The sequence below is a fragment of the Microbacterium sp. Bi98 genome (assembly GCF_918698045.1).
Classification (GTDB): domain Bacteria; phylum Actinomycetota; class Actinomycetes; order Actinomycetales; family Microbacteriaceae; genus Microbacterium.
The window spans coordinates 83,294-108,022 of the sequence record NZ_CAKKLK010000010.1; the positions used below are offsets into that span (position 1 = coordinate 83,294).

Annotated in this window: 25 protein-coding genes; 10 read left to right on the plus strand and 15 right to left on the minus strand. The window is 69.0% G+C overall.

Going from position 1 to position 24,729, the window contains the following annotated elements; all coding sequences use genetic code 11:
- Window positions 1-25 precede the first annotated feature (25 nt).
- Complete coding sequence (rlmN, locus tag LQZ85_RS14295; RefSeq protein ID WP_171821948.1) at window positions 26-1,315, plus strand: 23S rRNA (adenine(2503)-C(2))-methyltransferase RlmN; 1,290 nt, start codon at window positions 26-28, stop codon at window positions 1,313-1,315.
- On the opposite strand, the gene LQZ85_RS14300 is transcribed toward rlmN, so the two are convergent.
- Window positions 1,264-1,896 (minus strand): NAD(P)H-dependent oxidoreductase, encoded by a 633-nt coding sequence (locus tag LQZ85_RS14300; RefSeq protein ID WP_056280492.1) that lies wholly within the window; start codon window positions 1,894-1,896, stop codon window positions 1,264-1,266. The two genes, rlmN and LQZ85_RS14300, sit on opposite strands and share 52 nt — an antisense overlap.
- Before the next feature lie 66 nt (window positions 1,897-1,962).
- On the opposite strand from LQZ85_RS14300, the gene LQZ85_RS14305 reads away from it, so the two are divergent.
- The 3 genes from LQZ85_RS14305 (at window position 1,963) to LQZ85_RS14315 (ending at window position 5,288) form a co-directional block, all read left to right on the plus strand.
- Complete coding sequence (locus LQZ85_RS14305; protein WP_056280495.1) at window positions 1,963-2,529, plus strand: TetR/AcrR family transcriptional regulator; 567 nt, start codon at window positions 1,963-1,965, stop codon at window positions 2,527-2,529.
- Between the two features lie 77 nt (window positions 2,530-2,606).
- Window positions 2,607-4,235: a DUF4407 domain-containing protein gene (locus tag LQZ85_RS14310; protein WP_056280497.1), complete on the plus strand. Its 1,629-nt coding sequence runs from the start codon at window positions 2,607-2,609 to the stop codon at window positions 4,233-4,235.
- A 39-nt stretch (window positions 4,236-4,274) separates the two neighbouring features.
- A complete protein-coding gene (locus LQZ85_RS14315) occupies window positions 4,275-5,288 on the plus strand; it encodes an aldo/keto reductase family protein (RefSeq protein ID WP_053097972.1) in 1,014 nt (337 codons plus the stop codon).
- A 62-nt stretch (window positions 5,289-5,350) separates the two neighbouring features.
- Here the strand turns inward: LQZ85_RS14315 and LQZ85_RS14320 are convergent, their stop codons facing one another.
- From LQZ85_RS14320 to LQZ85_RS14335, 4 genes are read right to left on the minus strand one after another with little or no spacing between them, the layout of a single operon-like run.
- Window positions 5,351-6,256: a carbohydrate ABC transporter permease gene (locus tag LQZ85_RS14320; protein WP_201778457.1), complete on the minus strand. Its 906-nt coding sequence runs from the start codon at window positions 6,254-6,256 to the stop codon at window positions 5,351-5,353.
- Window positions 6,253-7,203, minus strand: coding sequence for a sugar ABC transporter permease (locus tag LQZ85_RS14325; protein WP_053097971.1), 951 nt, complete (start codon window positions 7,201-7,203; stop codon window positions 6,253-6,255). The genes LQZ85_RS14320 and LQZ85_RS14325 overlap by 4 nt, the downstream gene beginning before the upstream one ends.
- 3 nt (window positions 7,204-7,206) lie before the next feature.
- A complete protein-coding gene (locus LQZ85_RS14330) occupies window positions 7,207-8,520 on the minus strand; it encodes a sugar ABC transporter substrate-binding protein (RefSeq protein ID WP_053097970.1) in 1,314 nt (437 codons plus the stop codon).
- Window positions 8,521-8,580: 60 nt separating this feature from the next.
- Window positions 8,581-9,816 (minus strand): aminotransferase class V-fold PLP-dependent enzyme, encoded by a 1,236-nt coding sequence (locus LQZ85_RS14335; protein WP_056280500.1) that lies wholly within the window; start codon window positions 9,814-9,816, stop codon window positions 8,581-8,583.
- Between the two features lie 165 nt (window positions 9,817-9,981).
- Here LQZ85_RS14335 and LQZ85_RS14340 point away from each other — a divergent pair, with 165 nt between their 5' ends.
- A complete protein-coding gene (locus LQZ85_RS14340) occupies window positions 9,982-10,698 on the plus strand; it encodes an FCD domain-containing protein (protein WP_056280681.1) in 717 nt (238 codons plus the stop codon).
- A 120-nt stretch (window positions 10,699-10,818) separates the two neighbouring features.
- Here LQZ85_RS14340 and LQZ85_RS14345 read toward each other — a convergent pair whose 3' ends face one another.
- From LQZ85_RS14345 to LQZ85_RS14370, 6 genes are all read right to left on the minus strand, one after another.
- A complete protein-coding gene (locus LQZ85_RS14345) occupies window positions 10,819-11,334 on the minus strand; it encodes an ACT domain-containing protein (protein ID WP_053097968.1) in 516 nt (171 codons plus the stop codon).
- Window positions 11,335-11,468: 134 nt separating this feature from the next.
- Window positions 11,469-12,527, minus strand: coding sequence for a PLP-dependent cysteine synthase family protein (locus LQZ85_RS14350; protein WP_072591991.1), 1,059 nt, complete (start codon window positions 12,525-12,527; stop codon window positions 11,469-11,471).
- Between the two features lie 20 nt (window positions 12,528-12,547).
- Window positions 12,548-13,357 (minus strand): hypothetical protein, encoded by an 810-nt coding sequence (locus LQZ85_RS14355; RefSeq protein WP_056280504.1) that lies wholly within the window; start codon window positions 13,355-13,357, stop codon window positions 12,548-12,550.
- A 113-nt stretch (window positions 13,358-13,470) separates the two neighbouring features.
- Window positions 13,471-14,274 carry a GntR family transcriptional regulator gene (locus LQZ85_RS14360; protein WP_230101063.1) on the minus strand — a complete coding sequence of 268 codons (804 nt, stop codon included), beginning with the start codon at window positions 14,272-14,274 and terminating at the stop codon, window positions 13,471-13,473.
- A gap of 1 nt (window position 14,275) precedes the next feature.
- On the minus strand, window positions 14,276-14,680 hold the full coding sequence (rbsD, locus tag LQZ85_RS14365; RefSeq protein WP_053097964.1) for a D-ribose pyranase: 405 nt from the start codon (window positions 14,678-14,680) through the stop codon (window positions 14,276-14,278).
- A gap of 18 nt (window positions 14,681-14,698) precedes the next feature.
- Complete coding sequence (locus LQZ85_RS14370; RefSeq protein WP_056280509.1) at window positions 14,699-15,649, minus strand: ribokinase; 951 nt, start codon at window positions 15,647-15,649, stop codon at window positions 14,699-14,701.
- A 107-nt stretch (window positions 15,650-15,756) separates the two neighbouring features.
- Between LQZ85_RS14370 and LQZ85_RS14375 the strand changes: the two genes are divergently transcribed.
- Complete coding sequence (locus LQZ85_RS14375) at window positions 15,757-16,419, plus strand: transaldolase family protein (protein WP_056280511.1); 663 nt, start codon at window positions 15,757-15,759, stop codon at window positions 16,417-16,419.
- A 170-nt stretch (window positions 16,420-16,589) separates the two neighbouring features.
- On the opposite strand, the gene LQZ85_RS14380 is transcribed toward LQZ85_RS14375, so the two are convergent.
- Window positions 16,590-17,267, minus strand: a complete 678-nt coding sequence (locus LQZ85_RS14380) for a FadR/GntR family transcriptional regulator (protein WP_053097960.1) — start codon at window positions 17,265-17,267, stop codon at window positions 16,590-16,592.
- Between the two features lie 46 nt (window positions 17,268-17,313).
- Between LQZ85_RS14380 and LQZ85_RS14385 the strand changes: the two genes are divergently transcribed.
- Complete coding sequence (locus LQZ85_RS14385) at window positions 17,314-18,294, plus strand: amidohydrolase family protein (protein WP_056280515.1); 981 nt, start codon at window positions 17,314-17,316, stop codon at window positions 18,292-18,294.
- Between the two features lie 52 nt (window positions 18,295-18,346).
- On the opposite strand, the gene LQZ85_RS14390 is transcribed toward LQZ85_RS14385, so the two are convergent.
- Window positions 18,347-19,105 carry an SDR family oxidoreductase gene (locus LQZ85_RS14390; protein ID WP_056280518.1) on the minus strand — a complete coding sequence of 253 codons (759 nt, stop codon included), beginning with the start codon at window positions 19,103-19,105 and terminating at the stop codon, window positions 18,347-18,349.
- On the minus strand, window positions 19,102-19,962 hold the full coding sequence (locus tag LQZ85_RS14395; protein ID WP_056280521.1) for a fumarylacetoacetate hydrolase family protein: 861 nt from the start codon (window positions 19,960-19,962) through the stop codon (window positions 19,102-19,104). The genes LQZ85_RS14390 and LQZ85_RS14395 overlap by 4 nt, the downstream gene beginning before the upstream one ends.
- A 135-nt stretch (window positions 19,963-20,097) precedes the next feature.
- Here LQZ85_RS14395 and LQZ85_RS14400 point away from each other — a divergent pair, with 135 nt between their 5' ends.
- Window positions 20,098-21,393 (plus strand): L-fuconate dehydratase, encoded by a 1,296-nt coding sequence (locus tag LQZ85_RS14400; protein WP_230101064.1) that lies wholly within the window; start codon window positions 20,098-20,100, stop codon window positions 21,391-21,393.
- Window positions 21,380-22,345 (plus strand): aldo/keto reductase, encoded by a 966-nt coding sequence (locus tag LQZ85_RS14405; protein ID WP_056280528.1) that lies wholly within the window; start codon window positions 21,380-21,382, stop codon window positions 22,343-22,345. Before LQZ85_RS14400 ends, LQZ85_RS14405 begins: the two co-directional genes overlap by 14 nt.
- A gap of 139 nt (window positions 22,346-22,484) precedes the next feature.
- On the opposite strand, the gene LQZ85_RS14410 is transcribed toward LQZ85_RS14405, so the two are convergent.
- Window positions 22,485-23,486, minus strand: coding sequence for a LacI family DNA-binding transcriptional regulator (locus tag LQZ85_RS14410; RefSeq protein ID WP_056280532.1), 1,002 nt, complete (start codon window positions 23,484-23,486; stop codon window positions 22,485-22,487).
- Window positions 23,487-23,676: 190 nt separating this feature from the next.
- On the opposite strand from LQZ85_RS14410, the gene LQZ85_RS14415 reads away from it, so the two are divergent.
- Window positions 23,677-24,546, plus strand: a complete 870-nt coding sequence (locus tag LQZ85_RS14415) for a sugar phosphate isomerase/epimerase family protein (protein ID WP_056280535.1) — start codon at window positions 23,677-23,679, stop codon at window positions 24,544-24,546.
- The last annotated feature ends 183 nt before the right edge of the window (window positions 24,547-24,729 follow it).

A 24,729-nucleotide genomic window follows, 5' to 3' on the forward strand; every position in this document is an offset into this window, starting at 1 on the left:
ACCCGGCACCGCGTACCCTGGAGGTATGACCGAGACTCCCCGCACGCGCGAGACGCGCCCCGCCACGGCACCCGCGTCGTCCCGTTCGGGGGCAGTCCGCTCGACCGGCACCCCGCAGGTGCGTCCTGCGACCGAGGGGTGGACGCAGCAGAAGGATGCCGAGGGGCGGCCGCTGCTGCAGTTCGCGAGCCCGAAGCGCGGCAAGCCGCCGGTGCATCTCGCCGACCTCACGCCCGCCGAGCGCGTCGAGAAGGTCAAGGAGCTCGGCCTGCCCGGCTTCCGCGCGAAGCAGCTCTCGACCCACTATTTCCGGCACTACACGTCGGACGCTGCGGAGATGACGGATCTTCCGGCCGACACCCGGGAGCAGCTCGTCGCCGGCATGCTGCCGCCGCTGCTCACCGAGGTGCGCCGCCTGGAGACCGACCGCGGCGACACGATCAAGTTCCTCTGGCGTCTGCACGACGGCGCGCTGGTCGAGTCGGTGCTCATGCGCTACCCGGGCCGCATCACCCTGTGCGTCTCGTCGCAGGCCGGGTGCGGCATGAACTGCCCGTTCTGCGCCACCGGCCAGGCGGGTCTCACCCGCAACATGTCGACCGCCGAGATCATCGAGCAGATCGTCCGCGCCAACCGCCTGATCGCCGAGGGCGGTCTCGGCGGCAAGAAGGCCGACGACCACTCGATGGAGCGCGTGTCGAACATCGTCTTCATGGGCATGGGTGAGCCGCTCGCCAACTACAAGCGCGTGATGGACGCGGTGCGCTCGATGGTCGCGCCCCAGCCCGACGGCCTGGGCATGAGCGCGCGCGGCATCACGGTGTCTACTGTCGGACTCGTGCCGGCCATCAAGAAGCTCGCCGACGAGGGCATCCCCGTCACCTTCGCGCTGTCGCTGCACGCACCGGATGACCACCTGCGTGACGAGCTCATCCCGGTGAACTCCCGCTGGAAGGTCGACGAGGCGCTCGACGCCGCCTACGACTACTACGCCAAGACCGGCCGCCGTGTCTCGATCGAGTACGCGCTGATCAAGGACATGAACGACCACGCCTGGCGCGCCGACCTGCTCGCCGACAAGCTCAACGAGCGCGGCCGCGGCTGGGTGCACGTCAACCCGATCCCGCTGAACCCGACGCCCGGCTCGATCTGGACGTCGTCCGAGCCCTCGGTGCAGAACGAGTTCGTGCGCCGCCTCAACGACGCAGGCATCCCGACGACCCTCCGCGACACTCGCGGCAAGGAGATCGACGGTGCGTGCGGTCAGCTCGTCGCGACGACCGAAGACGAGGCTGCCTCCGCCGCCATGGCCTGAGGGCCGGTGCCGCGATCGCGAAGGCCGTCGCGGCGACCGAGAGTCTCGGCGCGCGACAGCCACGACTCGATGCGCGCGGGGCTCGCGTCCTTGATTCCCAGCATCCGCGTGGTGCGCACCGAGCGGATGCCGCAGAACCTCATCGTCCCGCGGGCGACGTGCGTCTGTGCGGGGAGCCCGGTGAAGGGCGTGAGGAACCACGGGGTGTCCGCCAGCAGGAACAGGCGTCCGTTCGCAGCCGTCAACAGGCCTTCGGGCATCCCGAGCTTCGAGTACCGGTACTCCTGCTGCGGCAGCAGGGCCCGATCGAAGAACCCCTTCAGCAGCGCGGGCACCGACCCCCACCAGAGCGGGGTGAACACCACGACCGTCCGCGCTTCGGCCAGTGCGCGCTTCGCGTCGATCAGGTCGGGCTCGAGCTGCATGCGCCGGCGGTAGCCGAAGCGCAGCGACGGATCGAAGTCGAGATCGCGCAGAGCGAGGACACGGGCGTCGCCATGCGCTGCGGCATAGCGTCGGGCCAGTTCTGCGGTGAGGGATCCGGCATCGGGGTGGCCGTCGATGATCAGTGCGGATGGCATGTGCTCTCCTATGTTGACAGTGTCAAGCAGTGGTGGACAGTGTCAAGATAAGCAACAATGTTGCTTGTGTCAAGTTCCCGATCCGGCTATCACCACGGTGACCTCGCCCACGCCCTCGAGGCGGCGGCGATGCAGCTGCTCGCCGAGAAGCCCGCGGGGGAGATCAGCCTGCGCGAGGTCGCCCGCGCCGCCGACGTGAGCCATAACGCCCCGTACCACCACTTCTCCGACCGGCGCGGTCTGCTCAAGGTCCTCGCCGAGCGCAGCATGGCCGACCTGGTGGCCGCGGTGCGCGGCGGGATCGAGGAGGCGCCGGACTCCGCATCCGCCGTGATCGAAGGCGGTGCCGCGTATATCCGCTACGCGGTCGAGCATCCGCACGGCTTCGACGTGATCTACGACCCGACGGTGTGCATCCCCGGTGAGCCGAGCGAGACCATGGCCCCCCTGATCGATGAGCTCGAGCAGCTGCTGTCGGAGGCGTCCGTGGCGGCGGGCCTCGACGCGCAGAGCGTCACCGGAGTGTGGGGCCTCGTGCACGGACTCGGAACGCTGTGCGCCGCCGGACATTTCTCGCTCAAGGACGCGCTCGCCGCGAGCGCCGATGCGCTCGTCCGCATGCTGCCGCGCTGACCCTGACGAGGCCCGCGGAGGCGGAAACACAGGGTTCGTGCACGTTTTCCACAGGCGACATTTCGTAGATTGTCGGAATGCCCTATTCCGCTCACCGCCCAGGACGGTTCGATTCGCAGGGTCGGATCATCCTCGACAGCGACCCGAACGCTGACACGGACGACCTCGACTTCCTGCGCGCGTACGAGCCCACGGGCGCCGATCTGCCGCAACCGCAGCAGGCACCCGAGGTGCCCGATGCGCCGGAGCAGGAGCAGGATGCCGCGGCATCCGCCCGTCCCGTGCGTGAGCCCAAGCCCCGGCGTCAGCCGCGCGAGCGCGCACCGCGCGTGCCGGGTTCGCGTCTGCGCAAGCTCGCCATCCTCGGCGGAGCCGAGGGCGAGATCCTCGACCGCGTCCCCGGTGAGACCCCGCGCTTCGTGCAGATGTTCTTCGTGCTGGCCGGAACCGCACTGGTCTCGGCGATCTCCATGCTGTTCGCACTGACCACGGGCGTGCAGGCCGCGATCTGGCTGGCCGTGCCGCTGGCGGTCGTCTGGGCGCTCATCATCTTCAACCTCGATCGCTTCCTCACCTCGACCATGACGTCGACCCGCAACGTCTGGAAGCTCATCGGCCTCGCGATTCCACGTGTGATCATGGCCGCGATCATCGGCTTCGTCGTCGCCGAGCCGCTCGTGCTGCAGATCTTCCACAACGACATCGCGCGCGAGGTCGCCTCGACGAACATCACCCAGGCGCAGGCCGACCAGGATGCACTCGAGACCGGCCCCGAGAAGAAGGCGCTCGACGCCGCATCGGACCGCGTCGCCGAGCTCGAGAACCAGGCGGCGACCGGAATCGTCGCCGGCACCGACTCGTCGTCGGCGACCGAATCGGCCGCGCAGGCCACGGTCGACGACCTCACGGCCAAGATGACCGAGCAGCAGGCCGTGATCGACCAGGCCCGCGTCCTCTACCAGTGCGAGCTCACCGGCGAAGGTGCAGGCACGGTTCCCGGCTGCACCGGCGTGAACGGCGAGGGTGCGAGCTCGGATGCCGCCCAGGCCCAGCTCGCCGAGGCGCAGCAGACCTACGACGCGCTCGCCGCGCAGCTGCGCACCGCCAACGAAGAGCTGGCAGCCGCGGGCACCGCCGCGAAGGAGAACACCAGCACGTCGGAGTCGCAGAACCGTGAAGAGGCGCAGTCTCAGCTGCCCGCCGCGCGCGACAGCTATGACACCGCGCTCGCCGCGTACAACGCGCGCGCCGAATCGGTGGCATCCGGCAACGCCGGCGCGATCGGTCTGCTCAGCCAGATCAGCGGTCTGAACAGGCTCAGCGAGAAGGAGCCGACGATCCTGTGGGCGCACATCCTCATCGCCGCACTGTTCTTCATGATCGAGCTGCTGCCCGTGCTCGTGAAGGTGCTCACCTCCTACGGCGACCCGTCGCTCTACGAGAAGGCCGTCGCGATCCGCAAGCAGGTCGCGCTCGACAAGGTGACCGCCGAGGGGTTCCGCGACCGCGCGGCGATCGTCACCGTGCAGTCGCAGGGGATCCAGGCGGATGCCGGATCAGGCGAGCCGCAGACCCGCGCCGAGCGCAGGGAGGCCGCCCAGGCCGCCGAAGCGCGTGACGCGGCGCAGGAGCGCGAGCTCGCCGAGAAGCGCGCCCAGGCGCAGACGCTCGCCGAGCAGGAGCAGCTGGTCGAACCGCGCGTCTGATCCGGGCCCGGCGTCTGCCACGGCCGGTAGCGTTATGGCATGGTCAACTATCGCTATCTCGGCAACAGCGGTCTCAAGGTCTCTGAGATCACCTACGGCAACTGGGTCACGCACGCTTCGCAGGTCGGCGACGACGCCGCCGTCAAGACGGTGCACGCGGCGCTCGACGCCGGCATCACCACATTCGACACCGCAGACACCTACGCGAACACCGCGGCGGAGGTCGTGCTCGGCAAGGCGCTCGAGGGTCAGCGCCGCGAGGGTCTCGAGATCTTCACGAAGGTCTACTTCCCGACCGGCCCCAAGGGTCCGAACGACACCGGGTTGAGCCGCAAGCACATCCTCGAATCGATCAACGGCTCGCTGACGCGACTCGGCACCGACTACGTCGACCTCTACCAGGCGCACCGTTTCGACTACGAGACCCCGCTCGAGGAGACGTTCCAGGCGTTCGCCGACGTCGTGCGCCAGGGCAAGGCCCTCTACATCGGCGTGTCGGAGTGGACGGCCGAGCAGCTGCGCGAGGGGCATGCGCTCGCGAAGCAACTCGGCGTGCAGCTGATCTCGAACCAGCCGCAGTACTCGATGCTGCACCGTGTGATCGAGGGCAAGGTCGTGCCCGCATCGGAGGAGCTCGGCATCTCGCAGATCGTCTGGTCGCCGATGGCGCAGGGCGTGCTGTCGGGCAAGTACCTGCCGGGTCAGCCGGTTCCCGAGGGCTCCCGCGCGACGGATCCGCACAGCGGCTCCGACTTCATCAAGGGGTTCCTGCAGGACGACATCCTCACCGCCGTGCAGAAGCTCAAGCCGATCGCCGAGCAGGCCGGTCTGTCGATGCCGCAGCTCGCGATCGCCTGGGTGCTGCAGAACCCGAACGTCGCCGCAGCTCTCGTCGGAGCCTCGCGCCCCGAGCAGCTCGCCGAGACGGTCAAGGCCTCGGGCGTGACGCTCGACGCCGACACGCTCGCGGCGATCGACACCGCACTGGGCGACACGGTCAACCGCGATGCAGAGGCCACCTACTCGGTGTCGCCGAAGGCCCGCCTGGTCTGACGGATGCATGACGAAGGCCGCCGTCCCTGAGGGGCGGCGGCCTTCGTCATGTCCGGATGCGCCTACTCCTTGACGGCGCCGGCGGTCAGGCCCTGCACGATCCAGCGGCTCGCGAGTGCGAACATCACCATGGTCGGCAGGATCGTCAGCACGGCTGCGGCGCTCATCGAGCCCCAGTCGATGTTGAAGGTCGAGATGAACCCGTTCAGCGCCGACGGCACGGTGCGGTTCTCGTCGGTGTTCATCAGCACGACCGACAGGAACAGCTCGTTCCAGCAGTTGACGAAGTTGAAGATGAAGGCCGCGATGATGCCCGGGGTCATCACCGGCACGAGCACCCGGAACAGCGCGCCGAAGCGCGAGCATCCGTCGATCATCGCCGCCTCTTCGAGCGCGTCCGGCACGTTCTCGAAGAAACCGCGCAGCATGACCGTGGAGAACGGGATGCAGACCGCGATGTACACGAGGATCAGACCGGGCTTGGTGTCGACGAGGCCCAGGTCGGTCATCATCGAGTACAGCGGGCCCAGCGCGATGAACGCGGGGATCATCTGCGTGAGCAGGAACGCCACCAGCACCGTCCCCTTGCCGCGGAACTCGAAGCGCGCGATCACATAGGCGCTGAGCAGAGCGATGAGCGTCGCGACCGCACCCGCGATCGTCGCCACCAGAGCCGAGTTGCCGAGGAAGACCCCGAACGAGCTCTGCTCGAACAGGCTCACGTAGTTGTCGAGCGACGGCTCGCTGGGCCAGTACTCGATCGGGAAGGAGTTGATCGTTCCCGGCGACTTGAACGACGTCAGCGCGATCCAGTACAGCGGGAAGAGCGTGATGACGAGCCAGAGGGCGAGACCGACGACGCGCACGACGCCGCCGACCGAGACCTTGCGCTTCGGACGCGGTGCCTTCGCGATGTCGGGGACGGTGAGACGCCGGGTCTCGGTGACCGTGGTTCCGGTGATGGTCATCGCTGGACCCTCCGCATCGCCATGAGGTAGAACGCGCAGAACACGAACAGGAACGCGACGACGATGAGTCCGATGGCGCTCGCGATGCCGTAGTTGCCCTGCTGCGTGTAGTTGATCATCCACGTCGTGATGATGTGGGTCTGGTTCGCCGGCCCGCCGTTGGTCATCGCGTAGATGATGTCGGGGAAGTTGAAGATCCAGATGATGCGCAGCAGGATCGTCAGCAGCAGCGTCATCGAGATGTACGGGATGATGATCGAGAACAGCTGACGCACCTTGCCTGCGCCGTCGAGGCTCGCGGCCTCGAGCATCTCATCGGGCACGGACTGCAGAGCCGCGAGGATCATGATCGCGAAGAAGGTCACGCCGTACCAGATGTTGGCGACGATGACCGCGAACATCGCGAGCTTCGGATCCGCCAGCCAGGGCAGCGGGGCGTCGATCAGGCCGGCCTTCATGAGCAGGTCGTTCACGACGCCGAACTCGGCGTTGAACATCCAGCGGAACAGCATCCCGATCAGGAAGCCCGAGACGGCCCACGGGAAGAACACGAGCGCCTGGTAGAGGCCGCGGAAGCGGAAGCGCTTGCGCAGGGCGAGCGCGATCAGGAAGCCGATCACGAGCTGAGGCACGAGCGAGCCGACGACCCACAGGACGGAGTTCCAGGCGACGATCGGGAAGGCGGGGTCCTGGAAGACGGTGACGAAGTTGTCGAAACCCACCCACGGGGTGGAGGTGAGATCCCACAGGTTCCAGTCGTGGAAGGCCATGCGTGCGCCCTGCAGCATCGGCCAGTAGGTGAACCAGCACACGAACACGATCGCCGGGGCCATGAAGGCCAGCAGCGTCAGCGCGTGGCGGCCACGGAAGGGGCGGCGCCGGCGGGATGCCGGGGAGGCCCCGCCGGCGGTGCCGACGGAGCCCCCTTCGAGAGTGGTCCGGGTCACGGATCAGCCCTTTTCCGCAGCGTACTTCTCGGTCCAGAAGGTGTCCCACGACTCGAGCAGCTCGGTGGTCGACATGTTGCCGAGCAGCACGTTCTGCACGTCCTGGTCGGACTTCTGGATCCACTCGGTCCACCAGCTGACGCCGCGAGGCTGCTTGACGTTGACGTAGGTCTCGGGATCCTCGGTCATCGTGACGTAGCTCGTCCACGGGCCCGAGGAGTAGAACTCGTCATCGGCTGCCTCGGAGATGATCGGCACGAGGCTGTTGGCCTGCGCGAACTCGGTGGCCGGCTCGGCCGACGAGAGGAACTCGACGAGCTTGACCGCGGCATCCTGGTGCTCGCTGTTCTCCGCGACGCCCCAGCCGGCGACGGCCAGCGGCTGCGCGGCCTTGCCCGACGGCCCGACGAGCAGCGGGGCGGTGTCCCACTGATCCTCGGTCAGAGAGGAGTCCTGCACGGTCGCGATGACCTCGGGGTCCTGCAGCAGGAACGCCGTGGTGCCGTTGGTGAAACCGGCGACCATCTCGGGGTAGCCCCACGACACGGCGGACGGCGGCGACGCCTCCTTGAAGAGGTCGAAGTAGTCGTCGACGGCTTCCTGTGCCTCGGGAGCGGCGAAGATCGTCGACCCGTCCTCCATCAGGAAGGCGTCATCGACGTCGAGGCCGTCGATCGTGTAGGCCTCGATAGCCGCGACCACATTGCTGTTCGCGTTCTGGCCACCGCGGAACGCGTAGCCGTAGATGTTGTTCGCGGGGTCCTGGATGGCGCTGGCCTGCTCGAGCAGATCCTTCCAGCTGTGCGGCGGGCCGTCGAAGCCCGCCTCCTCGACGAGGTCGGTGCGATAGAAGAGCGACAGGCCGTAGAAGCCGTACGGCACGAAGTAGCTCTTGCCGTCTGCGGCCACGGACGCCGACTGCGCGTTGTCGGTGAGGGCATCCCAGCCGTCCCACTTCTCGAGGTCGGCCGAGATGTCGTGCAGCCAGCCGTTGTTCGCGAACGGTCCGACGGTGATGTCGCGGACCTCGAGGACGTCGACGCCCTTGCCCGACTGCAGCATCTGCTGGATCTTCGCGTCGGCCTGCTCGGTGGGCGGCGAGACGAGCTTGACCTTGATGTCGGGGTTCTCCTTCTCGAAGTCGTCGAGGAGTCCGCGCAGCAGGTCGGTGCGGGCAGGATTGGTCAGGCTCTCGACCATCTGCAGGGTGACGGTGCCGTCGGCGGACTCGCCGCCGCCTGCGGAACAGCCGGTGAGCGCGAGTGCGGCGACGGTGCCGATTCCCGCGGCGGTCGTCAAGATTCTGTTCTTCTTCACGAGGTGCCTCTCAGTTGGTGATGGTGGTGGGTCGGGTGGTGGGTGGAGGGGTGGGTCGGGTCAGGAGACGATGATGGAGTCGGCGGTGCGGATGCCGGCGCGGCGGAGGATCTGCGGGATGCAGCGCTCGACGAAGGCCTCGAAGTCGGACGCCTCTGTGTAGAGGTGCGCCGACAGGCGGAAGTAGCCGACGCCGCGGAAGCTGGTGAACGCGGTCTCGACGCCGGTCTCGTCGAGCAGGTCCATGCGCAGGGCATCGGCCTCTTCGCGGGTCGAGCCGAGTCCGAGCGGCAGTCGCACGAGTCGCATCGACGGCACGGGCGAGGGCAACGGGGTGAGGGGGTCTTCGTCGCCGTAGGGGCGCAGACCCTCGGCGATGATCTCGGCCCCGGCATCCGCCATCTGCGCCATCGCCTGGCGGGCGTTGTGCCACCCGAACTCGGACTCGATGAACTCGATCGACGCCGGGGTGGCGAGATAGGTCGTCGCGTCGATCGTGCCCTGGGTGTCGAAGCGCTCGGGGTAGGGCTCGTTCGCCGCCCACGAGTCGATGAGCGGCCACAGGTCGTCGCGGTCGGGGGCGTTCGTGACGAGCAGGGCGGAACCGCGCGGGGCGCAGGGCCACTTGTGCAGGTTGCCGAACCACCAGTCGCCGCCGGCGACCGCGGCGGCATCGGCGACGAGACCGGGAGCATGGGCGCCGTCGACGAGGGTGCGGAGGCCCCGTTCCGCCGCGAGCTCGGCGATGCGCCGGGTCGGCAGCATCCGCGCGGTCGGCGAGGTGATCTGGTCGACCACGATCAGGCGGGTGGCCGGAGTGAGTGCGTCGGCGAAGCGCTGCACGACCTCGTCGTCGGAGGCGAGCAGCGGCAGCTCGACGGCGCGGACGGATGCTCCGAAGCGGCGGGCCAGGCGCTCCGCGCCCATGGTGATCGCTCCGTAGCCCTGGTCGGTGACGAGGATCTCGTCGCCGCGCTCGAGGTGCAGGGCGTTGTAGACGACGGTCGCGGCGGCGGAGGCGTTCGGGACGAAGACGCTGTCTTCGGCATGGGCGCCGAGGAACGGAGCCGTGCGCTCGCGAGCGTTGCGCACCCGCTCGGCGATGCGGGGGAACCACTCGACCGGGCTGAGGTCGGCGCGACGTCGAAGGGCATCCTGCTGCTCGACGACGGCCGTGGGAACCGCGCCGAACGAGCCGTGGTTCAGGTGGATCACGTCGGGATCGAGCGGCCACGCATCACGGGCTCGGATGCCGGAGTTCAGCGTGAGCGGTGCGGGGAAGAGTGGTGCGGGCATCGGTCCTCGTCGGTGCAGTGGGGGAGTTGTTGCACAACTTTGCCACACGGCTTTCGAAATGGCTACGAAAAGGCGAGGATGAAACATAGTTGTCATACGAATTTGACGAAGGGTCTGCGTCCGACAGACTCAGCAAGGGAATCGGGCGGTGTCAGGAGGATGACGATGAGCGCACTGGACACAGCGCTGCACGGGCTGCGTGCGCTGATCGCGGACGGCGAGCTGCGCCCCGGCGACCGTCTGCCGAGCGAGGGTGAGCTGTGCGAGACGCTCGGCGTCTCACGCGGATCGCTGCGCGAAGCCATCCGCATGCTGGCCGCCCTCGGTGTGCTCGAGACCCGGCACGGCTCGGGCAGCTACGTCAGCGAGCTGCGCGCCGCCGACCTGATCGGCAGCCTCTCTCTCACGGTCGGACTCCTGCCCATGGCCGGGGTGCTCGAACTGACGGAGCTTCGCCGGGTGCTCGAGCCCCATGCGGCTGCGCTCGCCGCGGCCCGCATCGACGCCGCCACGATCGAGACGCTCAGCGGCGTGCTCGATGAGATCGAGGCGAGCGACGACTTCGAGGACCACTCCCGCCTCGACCACGCCTTCCACATGACGATCTCGGAGGTCGCCGGCAACGACGCGCTCACGAGCCTGATCGACGTGCTGCGCTCACGCTCGCGGGCCTATCGGATCCCGGATGCCGGCGACGCCGCCGAACTCAAGCTCCACTCGGATGCCGGGCACCGGGCGATCCTCCGCGGACTCGCGGCGGCGGACCCGGTCGCGGCGTCGGCTGCGGCATCCGCCCACGTGGCTCAGACCGAGTACTGGGTGCGCCGGTACACCGATACGGATCTGCGCGCCGAAGGGTCGTCCGTCGATCGCCCTGAGTGACGACGATCGCCCTCTCATCTCGCCCGGTCTGCACAGTTCGCCTCGGTCTGCACGGGCGTGCGGTCGCCTCGGGGGCCGTGCGGGGCGCTGTGTGCGTATCGGGCGGAGGGGACGCCGCGGTCAGGCGAGGGTGATGTCGACCTGGATCTCCGTGGCGATGCGCTCGAGGTCGCGACGCAGGGCATCGATGTCGACCGACGACGGAACCCGTGCGATCACGGAGGCCTCGAACAGACGGCCGCCGGCCATCGCGGCATCCCGGGTCTCGGTCGCGAGCTCCTCGATGCTGAGTTCGTGCGCGTTCAGCACGTTCGAGACCTCGCGGACGATGCCGGATCGGTCGTTGCCCAGCACCCGGATCTCGAGTCGCTGCTCGTCCTCCGCGTCGTCATCAGGCGTTCCGGTGAGGACGGCGAGCGTCAGGAGCCCCTGTCCCTGAAGTCCGCGGAGCGCCGTCTGCAGCTCGTCGGAACGGTCGGCGGCGACCGAGACCTCGATCACTCCGGCGAAGGTGCCCGCGAGCTCGGCCAGCGAGCTGTTCTCCCAGTTTCCGCCGTGGGCATCGACGACATCGGCGACGGCTGCGACGAGTCCGGGGCGATCGGCACCCGCGACAGTGAGGATGAGAGTAGTCATGCGGCCAGCGTAGCCGGAGCGCCTCGGCCCGCGACGTGCCGTGACTCCGGAGAATGTGGCGGCTCGAACCCGAGGAAGCGTGTTCTCCCGGGTGACCTGCCCGGATCTCCGGAGTCATGGAAGCGGAACGAGGGTCAGTCGACCCAGACCCCGGTCTCGAGGAAGTGATCGAGGCGGGTGCGATGCGGGTCGAGGTCCCAGCCCTGCTCGGCGACCCACTCATCGTTGAAGTACGTGCCGGCGTAGCGGATGCCGCTGTCGCAGATGAGCGTGACGATGCTGCCGGTCTCGCCCGCCGCGCGCATGCGCGCGATCAGCTGGAATGCGCCGTACAGGTTGGTGCCGGTCGAACCTCCGGCCCAGTGCAGGGTGCGCTCGCGCAGCATCCGGATCGCGGCGATCGACCCCGCGTCGGGAACGCGGATCATCTCGTCGATCACGCTGGGCACGAACGAGGCCTCGACGCGCGGACGGCCGATGCCCTCGATGCGACTGGGGCGTCCGGCCGGCGCGTCGACGGTGCCCGCCCATCCGTCGTAGAACGCCGAACCCTCGGGGTCGACGACCGCGATCTGCGTCTCGTGGCGGCGGTACTTCACGTACCGGCCGAAGGTGGCGCTCGTGCCGCCGGTGCCTGCGCCCACGACGATCCAGCGGGGGATCGGGTGGCGTTCCTGCGACAGCTGGCTGAACACGCTCTCGGCGATGTTGTTGTTGCCGCGCCAGTCGGTCGCCCGCTCGGCGAACGTGAACTGGTCGAGGTAGTGGCCGTGGCATTCGGAGGCCAGTCGCTGAGCCTCAGGAGACATGTCCTCGGCACGGTCGACGAAGTGACAGCGTCCGCCGTAGAACTCGATGAGGTCGATCTTCTCCTGGCTGGTCGAGCGCGGTACGACGGTGACGAAGGGCAGCCCCAGCATCCGCGCGAAGTACGCCTCGGAGACGGCCGTCGATCCGCTGGACGACTCGACGAGAGTGGAGTCCTCGGTGATGCGTCCGTTGACGAGTCCGTACAGGATCAGCGAGCGCGCGAGACGGTGCTTGAGCGACCCGGTCGGATGCACCGACTCGTCTTTCAGGTACAGGTCGATGCCCCACTCGGGTGGCAGTGGGAAGAGGTGCAGATGGGTGTCGGCGCTGCGGTTGGCGTCGGCTTCCAGCAGGGCGATCGCGGTGCTGGTCCAGTCGCTCATGCTTCGAGCGTAACGCTCCTCTAGCGGGGCGTGTAGCCGCCCTCGCCCGTCTCGCCGTCGTACGTGAAGACCTCGTCCTCGAGGGTGATCTGGATGTCGTCGCCGAGGGGCTGCTCGGCGAGCAGACGCTCCTCGAGCATCGTCATGCGCTCCTCGTACTCCTGCGCCTGCGCATCGTCGACACCCCAGATGGTGGCGACCTTCATGTCGGTGAGGAAGTAGAGGAAGGCGGAGACGGCCGTGCGGTTGAACTCGGTGTCGGGGATGCTCTGCCAGAGCGCGCCGCTGTCGCGCAGGCGCTTGTACTCGTCGATCTTCGCCTGGAGCGCGTCGGCGATGGCGGAGGCATCGGCGTCGCCCGAGCCGTCGGAGTCCGGGTCGCCCTGCGGTGCCTCGGAAGGCGATGCGGGCTCTTCCGTGACGCTCGTGGCCGGAGGCGCGGTCGCCGGTTCGGTGCGCGAGCTCAGCAGCAGGCTCACGGCCACCGCGATGCCCACGACGACGATCAGCACGAACGCCGCGACCGCTGCGATGACGATGCCGACGGTCCGTCCTGAACGTGCAGGAGGAGGCGCGGACGGGGAAGCATATGCGGCGCCGTAGGGAGGCGACGGCTGCCCGGGGTGCGGCGGCGGGTACGCGGCCATCTGCGGATGCTGCCCCGGCTGGGAGGCAGAGGCGTACGGCGGCAGCGGCGCAGGCGGCCCGGGGATCCCGCCCAGCGGCGGGGCCAGCGGGACGGAGGATCCGAGCTGTCCCGGCGCCGCGGCAGGCGGCGGAGGGATGACCGGGTCGGAGTCGGATGCCGGTGGATGCGCGTCGTCGACCATCGTGTCTTCCCCCCGATCGCATCGCCCCGTGCGATGCGTGCTCTCGTTCCAGGCTAGTCCGCGACCCGTGCTCGGCCGACCCACCTGTGAGTGGATGCCGCGTGCGGATGCGGCTAGCGGACGGTGCCAGCGCGCGAGGTGCTGCCGTCGCCGTCGACGTGCAGCAGCGACGCCTGCGACTGCTCCTGCTGCAGCTGGAACTCGAAGCGCGAGCGGTCGCCGCGGTGGTGCGCCACGAAGTACTCGATCGGCGTGCCGTCGGAGGAACGGCTCACGCTGCGCAGTCGCAGCAGGGCGGAGCCGGCGCTCACCCCCAGATGCTGCGCCTGCTCGTGGGTCGCGACGGTGGCCTCGGCCGAGCGGACGCCGCTGGTCGCCACGATGTCGTGATCGGCGAGCAGGCGGTACAGGGACCGCTCCGAGAGGTCGACGCCGAGCGTGACTCCGCCGACGGCATCCGGCATCCAGGTGGTCGAGAGCGACCAGGGTTCGCCGTCGACGTGACGCAGACGGTCGAGCACCACGACCGGTGCGCCAGGGTCGACCTCGAGTGCCGCCGCGATCTCGTCGTCGGCGAGAGTCTGCTCGTGGCGCAGGACGTCGCTGTGCACGTGCCCGCCGCGGCGCTCGACGTCGTCGTAGAGGCCGATCAGCGTGTGCACCAGGCTCTCGCTCGTGCGGGGGCGCGACACGAACGTGCCCTTGCCCTTGACGCGTTCGACGAGCCCCTCGTGCTCGAGCTGGGCCAACGCCTGGCGCACCACGGTGCGCGAGATGCCGTACCGCTCGCAGAGGCGGTGCTCGCCGGGCAGCGGGTCGCCGGGCTGCAGGCCGTCTCTCGCGATGCCGTCGACGATCAGCTGACGCAGCTGGTCGTACATGGGCGCGGCGGAGTGGCGGTCGATCGTGTCGTTCATATCAGTACGCCACTCCCGCGTGCAGGATCACGTTCGCGTAGGGGGTGAACTCTCCCGAGCGCACGAACGCGCGCGCCGAGTGGGTCAGCTTCTTGAAGTCGACGTGCGGGATGAGCTCGATCTCGAAGTCCTGGTCGGCGAAGCGCTCGCGCAGCGCGGCCAGCACCTCGGGGCTCTTCTCGGCGACCTCGGCCGACACCGTCGCTCCCTCCACGACGAGCTCGGCGAGCACGGTGTCGAGCACGTCGAAGAAGGCCGGAGCGCCGGGACGATAGGCGAGGTCGATGCGCTCGGATCCGGGCGGGATGGGCAGGCCGGCGTCGGTGACCACCAGCAGATCGGTGTGGCCGGTCTCGCTGATCACGCGCGAGAGTGCGGGGTTGATGGTCGTCGCTGTCTTGCGCATGATGTCTCCTCGGGGATGTCAGTGGGCTTCTCGGGCGGCCAGGAAGGCGTCGACCTCGGCCCGCAGCGGCAGGCTGGGCGAGGCGCCCTGCTTCGTGACGGCGAGGGCTCCGGCGGCGGTCGCCAGGCGAACGGCATCCGTCAGCCCCCAGCCGTTGGCGAGGGCGGCGCCGAGATACCCGGCGTAGGCGTCGCCGGCCGCGGTGGTGTCGACGGCCTCGACAGGGAAGGGCGGGATGACGAATGCGCCCGCTGCGGTCACAACGCACGAGCCCTGACCCGCGAGCGTGATCACGGCGGCGCCGACGCCCCGGTCGAGGAACCAGCGTCCGGCGATCTCCGCCGACGCGGCATCCGTCACCTCGACGCCGCTGAGCACCGAGGCCTCGGTCTCGTTCGGGGTGACGATGTCGATGCTCGCCCACACGGCGTCATCCAGCGGAGCGGCGGGGGCGGGGTCGAGGATGACGGTCATGCCGTGCTCGCGTCCTCGTGACGTGATGTGCGCGGTGAGCGCCGAGGGCGTCTCGAGCTGGGTGAGCAGCACCGACGTGGTCGGCGCGAGGGCTTCGAGCGCCGCGTCGATCTGCTCGGTGCTGAGCGCGGCGTTGGCCAGAGGCACCATGACGATGTCGTTCTGCGCCGAGGCGTCGACGCGGATGTGCGCGATGCCCGTCGGCCCCGGCACCGTGCGGAGGTGCGTGAGGTCGACTCCGGCCTCGCTCAGCCCGTCGACGACGAGGTCGTGGAAGAGGTCGTCTCCCACGCATCCGACGAAGCTCGTGCGGGCCCCCGATCGTCCGGCGGCGACCGCCTGATTCGCGCCCTTGCCGCCGAGCATCAGGGTGAACTCGTCGCCGAGGATGGTCTCTCCGCGGGCGGGGAGCCTGGTCGAGAAGGTCGTCACGTCTGCGGTCACGCTGCCGACGATGACGACGCCGGTGCGATCGGGCGAGGTGGCGGCTGTCATGGCACTCCTGATCGTCGTCGATGCGGGGTGCTTTGACATCCTCCGCGGCTGTCATTACATTAGCCGAATCCGAACCTGTAACGACAGGTTGTGCACAAGGAGACCCGATGACCGCGCTGGCCCCCCGTCTCTATGTCGACAGCGCGGACGTCGACCGCGTCGCCTCGCTCCTCACCGCGGGCGTCGTGCATGGCGTGACGACCAACCCCACGATCCTCGAGCGCGGCGGCCGCACCGCCGCGGAGATCCCCGACCTCTACGCCCGCTGGTCGGACGAGGGCGCCCGCGAGATCTTCTTCCAGACGTGGGGCGGCGACACCGCATCCTTCCTCCGCAACGCCGAGGGCATCCGTGCGCTGGGCGATCGCGTGGCCGTGAAGGTGCCGGCGACCCGCGACGGCTTCGCCGCGGCATCCGCTCTGGTGCGCGACGGCGCGACCGTGCTCGTCACCGCCGTCTACTCGGTCGCACAGGCGCTGGCATGCGCCTCGATCGGCGCGCAGTACATCGCCCCCTACCTCGGACGGATGCGGGATGCCGGCATCGACGGGGATGCGGTGATCGCCCGCATGCAGGAGGTGTGCGCGGGCAGCGACTCGAACGTGCTCGCGGCCAGCCTGCGATCACCTGACGACATCACCGGTCTGCGTCTCGCGGGGGTGCCGTACTTCACGGCGGCACCCGACGTGATCGACCAGGTGCTGTTCCACGAGGTCAGCGACAGCTCCGCCGCCGAGTTCGACGCGGCGATGGGGCGGCTCGGGGCCTGAGTCGCACTTCGGCGGGTGGGCCAGCGTCGGCCAGACGCGCCAGATTCGGCCCGACGTCACGGATACGGCCGAGCGAAGCGCATCTGGCCGAACGTGCCTGTCAGGGCCCGGGCGACGACGGCGTGCACGGAAGGCCGCTGGGACGAGTGGCCGAGAAAGGCGTCGCGGCGTCAGGCGGATGCCGCCTGGCGCAGCCACCGCTCGACGCCGGCGATGTGCGCCGTGGCGAGCGAGGTGGCGAGACCCGAATCGCGCCGGGCGATGGCGTCGGCGATCGCCCGGTGCTCCGAGAGGGTGCGCTCGACCGCTCCGCCCTCGGTGAGACCACGCCACACGCGGGCGCGCACGGTCTGACTGCTCAGGTGCTCGATGAGGCTGGCGAGATAGGCGTTGCCGGCCATGCCGACGATCTCACGGTGGAAGCGGATGTCGTGCTCGACGAGCTCTTCGATGCTGACCGTCGGATCGATGGAGGCGACCTCGCTCTCGAGGCCGGCGATCGCGTCGTCGCTGCCGAGGGTGGCCGCGAGGCCGGTCGCCTGCGACTCCAGCATCCGTCGCACCGCGAAGATCTCGAGCATCGAGTCGTCGTCGTGCATGTCGACCACGAACGAGATCGCCTCGAGCAGCAGGTGGGGCTCCAGGCTCGTGACATAGGTGCCGTCACCGCGGCGCACGTCGAGCACCCGGATCACCTCGAGCGCCTTCACGGCCTCGCGCATCGAGTTGCGTGACAGGCCGAGACGCTCGGACAGCTCCTTCTCGGGAGGGAGGCGATCGCCGGGGGCGAGTTCGCCCGACACGATCATCGCCTTGATCTTCTCGATCGCGTCGTCAGTCACTGCCATGGCGTCATCCTAGCCATTCATCGGATGTCTGCGGCAGGATGGGGGCATGCGCGTACTCGATTCGCACCTGCACCTCTGGGACCCCGAGCTTCTGCACTACACGTGGCTCGAGGGTCCGCTCGCCTGGCTGTTCGGTGCGACCGAGATCGAGCACGCCCGCATCGCCCGCGCGACGACCGAGCGCGCGGTGTTCGTGCAGGCCGAGACCGTCGAAGACGACTTCCTCGAAGAAGTGCGGTGGGTGGCCGGGCTCGCGCCCCGCGTCGGGGTGGTCGGCATCGTCGCGGGGGCGCGTCTGGATCGCGGCACCGACACCACCGCGCACCTCGAAGGACTCGCCGCTGAGCCGCTCGTGGTCGGCGTGCGGCACAACCTGCAGGGCGAACCCGACGGACTGGCGGTCTCGGCCGACTTCGTCACCGGGGCGCGCGAGGTCGCGGCGCGCGGCTGGGCCTTCGACGCGTGCGTGCGCGCCGCGCAGCTGCCCGAGGTGGCCCGACTCGCGGGGGCGGTGCCCGAGCTGCGGATCGTGCTCGATCACCTCGGCAAGCCCGAGGTCGGCACGGCGAAGGCCCCGGTGGCGCCGACCATGGAATGGGTGCGCGATCTCGACGACCTGGCACGGCATCCGAATGTGTGGTGCAAGCTCTCGGGGCTGCCGGGGGAGGCCGGAGGCGACTGGTCGGCCGAGCAGCTGCACCCGTTCCTCGACGCCGCGGCCGACGCGTTCGGCGTCGAGCGGCTGATGTGGGGCAGTGACTGGCCGGTCTCGGTCATCGGACCCCCGGAGGAGGGCGACCCGTACGCGAACGTCGACGGATCGCCCATGTATCAGCCGACGGCTCGGATCAGATGGGCGGATGCGGTGATCGCCTGGGCCGAGCGACGCGGGCACGACGTCGACGCGATCATGTGGACGAACGCCGAGGAGTTCTACCGGATCGGCGAGCGGCCGACGCATGAGGACTCTCGGGAGGAGCGGCCGCGCCGCGGCATCCTGGGTTGGCTGCGCGGCGGTCGCTCGTAGCGCCCGCTGTCCGGGGCAGGGACCGGGACCGGGACCGGGGGCGACGCGGCGGTCAGCCCCCGACGGGACGGAGCCGCAGCTGAGCCATGCCGCCGTCGACCTCGATGAACGTGCCCGTGGTCGAGCCCGCGGCGGGGCTCACCAGGTAGGCGACCGCCGCGGCGACCTCGTCGGGTGAGACCAGGCGGCCATGCGGCTGGCGGGCCTCGAGGGCGGCGCGCTCGGCGGCCGGGTCGTCGGCCGAGTCGAGCAGCCGGCCGACCCACGGGGTGTCGGCGGTGCCGGGGTTGACGGCGTTGACGCGGATGCCCTCGCGCAGGTGATCGGCGGCCATGGCACGGGTCAGGGCCGAGACGGCGCCCTTCGACGCGCTGTAGAGCGCGCGCTGGGGAAGGCCGGTGGTCGAGGCGATGGATGCCGTGTTGCAGACCGCCGCGCTCGGCGACTCCTTGAGCCACGGCAACGCCGCCGACGTGACGCGGGCGATGCCCGTGACGTTGATCGAGAGCACACGCGCCCACTCGTCGTCGTCGTTGGCGCTGATGTCTCCCTGGGCGCCGACCCCGGCGTTGTTCACGACGATGTCGATGCGCCCGAACCTCTCGGCGACGGCGGCCACGGCGGCATCGACCGATGCACGGTCCGACACGTCGGCCGTGAAAGCGGCGAAGGCGGCATCCGCTCCTGAGGTATCGCGGTCGAGCACCGCGATCTGCGCGCCGTCGGCGTGCAGCCGGGCGGCGATGGCCGCGCCGATCCCGGATGCTCCGCCGGTCACGATCGCGACGAGTCCGTCGAGTGCGCTGCTCATTTCTGTGCCTCCCATGCCACGAACTCCTGGCGCTGATGCCCGAGTCCTTCGATCTCGATCTCGACCACGTCGCCCGCCGTCAGATACGGGAACTTGCCCCCGAAGGCCACGCCCTGGGGAGTGCCCGTGAGGATCAGATCGCCCGGCTCGAGCGTGACGTACTGCGACAGGTGGTGCACGATCACGCGCACGTCGAAGATCATGTCGTCGGTGTTCGAATCCTGACGCGCTTCGCCGTTCACCCAGCTGCGCAGCCGCAGGTCGTCGACGTCGACCTCGTCGGGTGTCACCAGCCAGGGGCCGGTCGGGTTGAAACCGGGGGCGATCTTGCCCTTCGACCACTGCCCGCCCGAGACCTCCATCTGGAAGGCGCGCTCCGAGACGTCGTTCGCCACCACGTAGCCGGCGATGTGGGCGTCGGCGTCGTCAGGCGAATCGAGGTAGGCGGCGCGGGCGCCGATCACGATGCCGAGCTCGACCTCCCAGTCGGTCTTCTCGCTGCCGCGGGGGATCGTGACCGCATCGTTCGGGCCGACCACCGTGTTCGGCGTCTTCAGGAACATGATCGGGACGGTCGGCGGCTCGGAGCCGGACTCGCGGGCGTGCGCCGCGTAGTTCTGGCCGATGCAGATGACGGCGCTCGGGCGCGCGATCGGCGCGCCGATGCGCATCGCCGCGGCATCCCCGAGAACCGGCAGTTCGTCGGCGGCACGGGCCGCGGCGACGCGAGCCCGGAAATCACCGGCGAGGAAATCACCGTTCACATCGGATGTCACAGAGCGCAGATCGAGGTAGCGGTCGCCTTCGACGAGGACGGGGATCTCGGCGCCGGGGGTGCCTAGCCGTGCGAACTTCATGTCTCTCCTGCTCAGTGAGGTGTCCGTGGGTGACGAGGCGCGTCAGTGCGGCCCGTCTCGTTGACAGTATAGACATCCGATGTTTACACTCCAAGAGATCTGCACGGATATCCGTCCCGTGCACGAGAGGAACCCGTGAGCCGCATCGTCGCCCTCGACACGACCGACATCCGCTTCCCGACATCGCTGAGTCTGGACGGATCGGATGCCATGAATCCCGACCCCGACTACTCGGCGGCATACGTGATCGTGCGCACGGATGCCGAGGACGGCATCGACGGCCACGCGTTCGTCTTCACGATCGGGCGCGGCAACGATGTGCAGGTCGCCGCGATCGACGCGCTCGCCGGGCACCTCGTCGGTCGCGAGATCGAGCCGCTGCTCGACGACATGGGCACGACGTTCCGCGACATCATCGGCGACTCGCAGCTGCGCTGGCTCGGCCCCGAGAAGGGCGTCATGCACATGGCCATCGGCGCGGTCATCAACGCGCTGTGGGACATCAAGGCCAAGCGGGCCGGGCTGCCGCTGTGGCAGCTGCTCGCGCGGATGACGCCCGAGGAGCTCGTGGGCCTCGTCGACTTCCGCTACCTCACCAATGCGCTGACGCCCGAGGACGCCCTCGAGATCCTGCGCGCCGCCGAGCCGGGACGCCTCGAGCGCGAACGAGAACTGCTCGCCACCGGATACCCCGGCTACACGACCAGCCCCGGATGGCTCGGATACTCCGACGAGAAGCTCGAGCGGCTCGCCCGCGAGGCGATGGCCGACGGCTTCACCCAGATCAAGCTCAAGGTCGGCGCCGACCTCGACGACGACATCCGCCGTTTCCGCAAGGCCCGCGAGGTGTGCGGACCGGACTTCCCCATCGCGATCGACGCCAACCAGCGGTGGGAGGTGTCGGAGGCGATCGAATGGATAGGCGCGCTCGCCGAGTTCCACCCCGCCTGGATCGAAGAGCCCACGAGCCCCGACGACGTGCTCGGTCACGCCGAGATCGCCAGGGGGGTAGCACCCATCCGCGTCGCCACCGGCGAGCACGCGCAGAACCGCGTCATCTTCAAGCAGCTGCTGCAGGCCGAGGCGATCTCGGTCATGCAGATCGACGCCGTGCGCGTCGCGGGCGTCAACGAGAACATCGCCAACCTGCTGCTGGCCGCGAAGTTCGGTGTGCCGGTCTGCCCGCATGCCGGCGGCGTCGGGCTGTGCGAGGCCGTGCAGCACCTCTCGATGTTCGACTTCGTCGCCGTCACCGGCACCCGCGAAGGACGGATGATCGAATTCGTCGACCACCTGCACGAGCACTTCGTGATCCCCACCGACATCCAGGGCGGGTCGTACATGGCGCCCACGGCGCCCGGATCCGGCATGGAGATGAAGGCCGAGAGCATCGCCGCGTATACGTGGACGGGGCAGCATGTCGGAGTCTGATGCTCTGGCGGTTCCGCCCCTCGGATACGGGGCCGCGAATGTCGGCAACCTCTTCCGCGCGCTGAGCGATGACGAGGCGTGGGCGGTGCTCGATGCGGCGTGGGACAGCGGCATCCGCTACTTCGACACCGCTCCGCATTACGGGCTCGGGCTCTCGGAGCGTCGTCTCGGGGCGTTCCTGCAGACCAAACCGCGCGACGAGTACGTGCTGTCGACCAAGGTCGGGCGCCTGCTGCGACCGAACCCCGACCACGACGGCGGCCTCGACACCGCGAACGACTTCCATGTTCCCGACGATCTGCAGCGCGTGTGGGACTTCTCGGCTGAGGGGATACGCACCAGTCTCGATGAGTCCCGCGAACGTCTCGGGATCGAGCGCATCGACCTGCTCTACCTGCACGACCCCGAGCGGCATGACCTGGATCTCGCGCTCGCCGAGGCGCTGCCGGCGCTCGAGCAGCTGCGTCGCGACGGCGAGGTGACTGCCGTCGGCATCGGCTCGATGGTGTCGGATGCGCTCGCCGCCTCCGTGCGCTCGGCCGACCTCGACCTGGTCATGGTCGCGGGCAGATACACGCTGCTCGAACAGCCGGCGGCGGCCGAGGTGCTGCCGGCGTGCCGAGAGACCGGGACAGGGATCGTCGCGGCATCCGTCTTCAACTCCGGGCTGCTGGCATCGAACGAACCTCGCCGCGACGGGCGATACGAGTACGGGCAGCTTCCCGACGAGCTGTGGGAACGGCTGCTGCGCATCGCACGGGTGTGCGCCGAGCACGACGTGCCGCTGCCCGCCGCCGCGATCCAGTTCCCGCTGCAGTCAGACGTGGTGCGCTCGGTGGTGGTCGGAGGAAGCCGGCCAGGGCAGCTGACGCAGAATGCCGAGTATGCGGCGCTCGAGATTCCTGGCGCGCTGTGGAATGAGCTCGCTGCAGAGGGGCTGATACCAGGCTGAGCCGGACGGCGCGCGTTCACAATTCAGCATAGGTCTGCGCTGGTGGGCGGTCTGGGGCTTCGGCGGCGGCATCAGTGCGGGTTCGTGCTGAATTGTGAACCGGGCCTGCGCCATAACTCCGCGACGGCGGAGACGAGGCTCAGCGGCCGACGGTGGACTCGCGGACCACGAGCTCGGCGGCGAACGGCGTCGGCGCCGGGAGGTCGGCGGTGGGGTCGGTGAGCTGGCGGATGAGTGCCGCGCCCGCCGCCCGGCCGATCTCGTACCCGGGCTGCCGCACGCTCGTGAGCGGCACGACGGTCTGGTGCGCCTGGGCGACGTCGTCGAAGCCGACCAGCGCGATCTCCTCGGGCACGCGGATGCCCCGGCGCAGCAGCTGGGTGAGCACGCCGATCGCCACCATGTCGTTGGCGGCGAAGATCGCGTCGGGGCGTTCGGTGGCAGGCATCTCGGCGATCCGCGCGCCGACGTCGAGGCCGTCCTCGGTCGTCAGGTGCGGCACGTCGATCACATCGGCCGTCGCCCCGGCCGCGGTGACGGCATCGCGCAGCCCGAGGAGGCGGTCGTTCGACTGGCTGACGCTCGGCGCCCCCAGGAAGAGGATGCGGCGGCGGCCGAGCGACAGCAGGTGCTCGCCCGCCAGCCGTCCGCCGCCGCGGTCGTCGAACAGCACCGAACCGACGGTCGGCGAATCGGGGATGGGGCCGACGACGACCGAGCGGATGCCGCGGTCGGCGAGCTGTTCGAGCCGGGGCACCACGTCTTCGAGCGGGTAGATGACGATGCCCTGCACCCGGTGCGCCTCGAACATGTCGATGTTGCCGCGTTCGGTGTCGGCGTCGCGGTTGCTGTTGCTGAAGAACAGCGACCAGCCGCCCTCGCGGGCCACGTCTTCGACCCCGCGCGAGAGCTCGTGGAAGTACGGCAGCCAGGCGTCGAGAAGAATCAGCGCCAGCGCCTTGCTGGAGCCGGCTCGCAGTTGACGGGCGGATTCGTTGGGCACGTAGCCGAGCTGCGCGATCGCCTCCCTCACCTTCGCCGCGCTCGATTCGCCGAGCACATGCGGGTGGTTGAGGTAGTTCGAGACGGTCGAGGAGGACACCCCGGCGAGAGCGGCGACGTCTTTGACGCTGGCGGGCATGGAGCTCCTGTCGACTGCGCGTCGACGCAGGACGGTCGGCGGCGAGTCCAGAGTAGCCCAGCGATTGCAACGTGCCAAGAAAGTTCTTGACACCGCATCCCCGACCCGCGTACGGTGACCTGAACGCAGAGTTGCAACGTGCCAATCCTGCCGAGGCGAAGGTGCCGCACACCCGTCTCCGAGAGGTCTCATGAACATCGGATGCCACGGGCTCGTCTGGACCGGACACTTCGATGCCGACGGCATCCGTCTCTCCGTCGAGAAGACGAAGGCGGCCGGATTCGACCTGATCGAGTTCCCGCTGATGGACCCGTTCTCGTTCGACGTCACCGCGACGAAGGACGCGCTCGAAGAGCACGATCTCGCCGTCAGCGCCTCGCTCGGACTCTCGGGCGCGACCGACGTGACGAGCTCCGACCCGGCCGTCGTGGCCGCGGGAGAGGCGCTGCTGCTCAGGGCGGTCGACGTGCTCGCCGACCTCGGCGGCCAGCACTTCTGCGGCGTGATCTACAGTGCGATGCAGAAGTACATGGACCCGGTGACGGCCGAGGGGCTGGAGAGCAGTCGGCAAACGATCGCCCGCGTCGCCGACCATGCCGCAGAGCGCGGCATCTCGGTCTCGCTCGAGGTCGTGAACCGCTACGAGACGAACGTGCTGAACACCGCACGGCAGGCGCTCGCCTACCTCGCCGAGGTCGATCGGCCGAACCTCGGCATCCACCTCGACACGTACCACATGAACATCGAGGAGTCGGATATGTTCGCGCCGGTCCTCGACGCGGCTCCGGCCCTGCGCTACGTGCACATCGGGGAGAGCCACCGCGGCTATCTCGGCACCGGCACCGTCGACTTCGACAACTTCTTCAAGGCGCTGGGCCGCATCGGCTATGACGGTCCGATCGTGTTCGAGTCGTTCTCGTCAGCCGTCGTCGCCCCCGATCTCAGCCGCATGCTCGGCATCTGGCGCAATCTGTGGACCGACAACGTCGAGCTCGGAGCGCACGCCAACGCCTACATCCGCGACAAGCTCGTCGCGGTCGACTCGATCCGGCTGCACTGAGCCGGGCCGTCGCCTCGATCCGCCGACCTGTTGCCAACTTGTTATTACAGGTCTTCCCATCCGAAGAAGTCTTAGTTACATTTAGATACAACTTGCGCAGGGTGGGGCGTAAGACGCAGAATTGATCCGATGTTTCCGGACCCGACCGGAATATCGCATCACGACCTTCAAGGAAGCAGGTGA

Excerpts from the sequence above, each read along its gene's own strand:
- rlmN (WP_171821948.1), top strand. The coding sequence starts at position 26 with ATGACCGAGACTCCCCGCACGCGCGAGACGCGCCCCGCCACGGCACCC.
- LQZ85_RS14300 (WP_056280492.1), bottom strand. The coding sequence starts at position 1,896 with ATGCCATCCGCACTGATCATCGACGGCCACCCCGATGCCGGATCCCTC.
- LQZ85_RS14310 (WP_056280497.1), top strand. The coding sequence starts at position 2,607 with ATGCCCTATTCCGCTCACCGCCCAGGACGGTTCGATTCGCAGGGTCGG.
- LQZ85_RS14315 (WP_053097972.1), top strand. The coding sequence starts at position 4,275 with ATGGTCAACTATCGCTATCTCGGCAACAGCGGTCTCAAGGTCTCTGAG.
- LQZ85_RS14320 (WP_201778457.1), bottom strand. The coding sequence starts at position 6,256 with ATGACCATCACCGGAACCACGGTCACCGAGACCCGGCGTCTCACCGTC.
- LQZ85_RS14335 (WP_056280500.1), bottom strand. The coding sequence starts at position 9,816 with ATGCCCGCACCACTCTTCCCCGCACCGCTCACGCTGAACTCCGGCATC.
- LQZ85_RS14340 (WP_056280681.1), top strand. The coding sequence starts at position 9,982 with ATGAGCGCACTGGACACAGCGCTGCACGGGCTGCGTGCGCTGATCGCG.
- LQZ85_RS14345 (WP_053097968.1), bottom strand. The coding sequence starts at position 11,334 with ATGACTACTCTCATCCTCACTGTCGCGGGTGCCGATCGCCCCGGACTC.
- LQZ85_RS14350 (WP_072591991.1), bottom strand. The coding sequence starts at position 12,527 with ATGAGCGACTGGACCAGCACCGCGATCGCCCTGCTGGAAGCCGACGCC.
- LQZ85_RS14355 (WP_056280504.1), bottom strand. The coding sequence starts at position 13,357 with ATGGTCGACGACGCGCATCCACCGGCATCCGACTCCGACCCGGTCATC.
- LQZ85_RS14360 (WP_230101063.1), bottom strand. The coding sequence starts at position 14,274 with ATGAACGACACGATCGACCGCCACTCCGCCGCGCCCATGTACGACCAG.
- rbsD (WP_053097964.1), bottom strand. The coding sequence starts at position 14,680 with ATGCGCAAGACAGCGACGACCATCAACCCCGCACTCTCGCGCGTGATC.
- LQZ85_RS14370 (WP_056280509.1), bottom strand. The coding sequence starts at position 15,649 with ATGACAGCCGCCACCTCGCCCGATCGCACCGGCGTCGTCATCGTCGGC.
- LQZ85_RS14375 (WP_056280511.1), top strand. The coding sequence starts at position 15,757 with ATGACCGCGCTGGCCCCCCGTCTCTATGTCGACAGCGCGGACGTCGAC.
- LQZ85_RS14380 (WP_053097960.1), bottom strand. The coding sequence starts at position 17,267 with ATGGCAGTGACTGACGACGCGATCGAGAAGATCAAGGCGATGATCGTG.
- LQZ85_RS14385 (WP_056280515.1), top strand. The coding sequence starts at position 17,314 with ATGCGCGTACTCGATTCGCACCTGCACCTCTGGGACCCCGAGCTTCTG.
- LQZ85_RS14390 (WP_056280518.1), bottom strand. The coding sequence starts at position 19,105 with ATGAGCAGCGCACTCGACGGACTCGTCGCGATCGTGACCGGCGGAGCA.
- LQZ85_RS14395 (WP_056280521.1), bottom strand. The coding sequence starts at position 19,962 with ATGAAGTTCGCACGGCTAGGCACCCCCGGCGCCGAGATCCCCGTCCTC.
- LQZ85_RS14405 (WP_056280528.1), top strand. The coding sequence starts at position 21,380 with ATGTCGGAGTCTGATGCTCTGGCGGTTCCGCCCCTCGGATACGGGGCC.
- LQZ85_RS14410 (WP_056280532.1), bottom strand. The coding sequence starts at position 23,486 with ATGCCCGCCAGCGTCAAAGACGTCGCCGCTCTCGCCGGGGTGTCCTCC.
- LQZ85_RS14415 (WP_056280535.1), top strand. The coding sequence starts at position 23,677 with ATGAACATCGGATGCCACGGGCTCGTCTGGACCGGACACTTCGATGCC.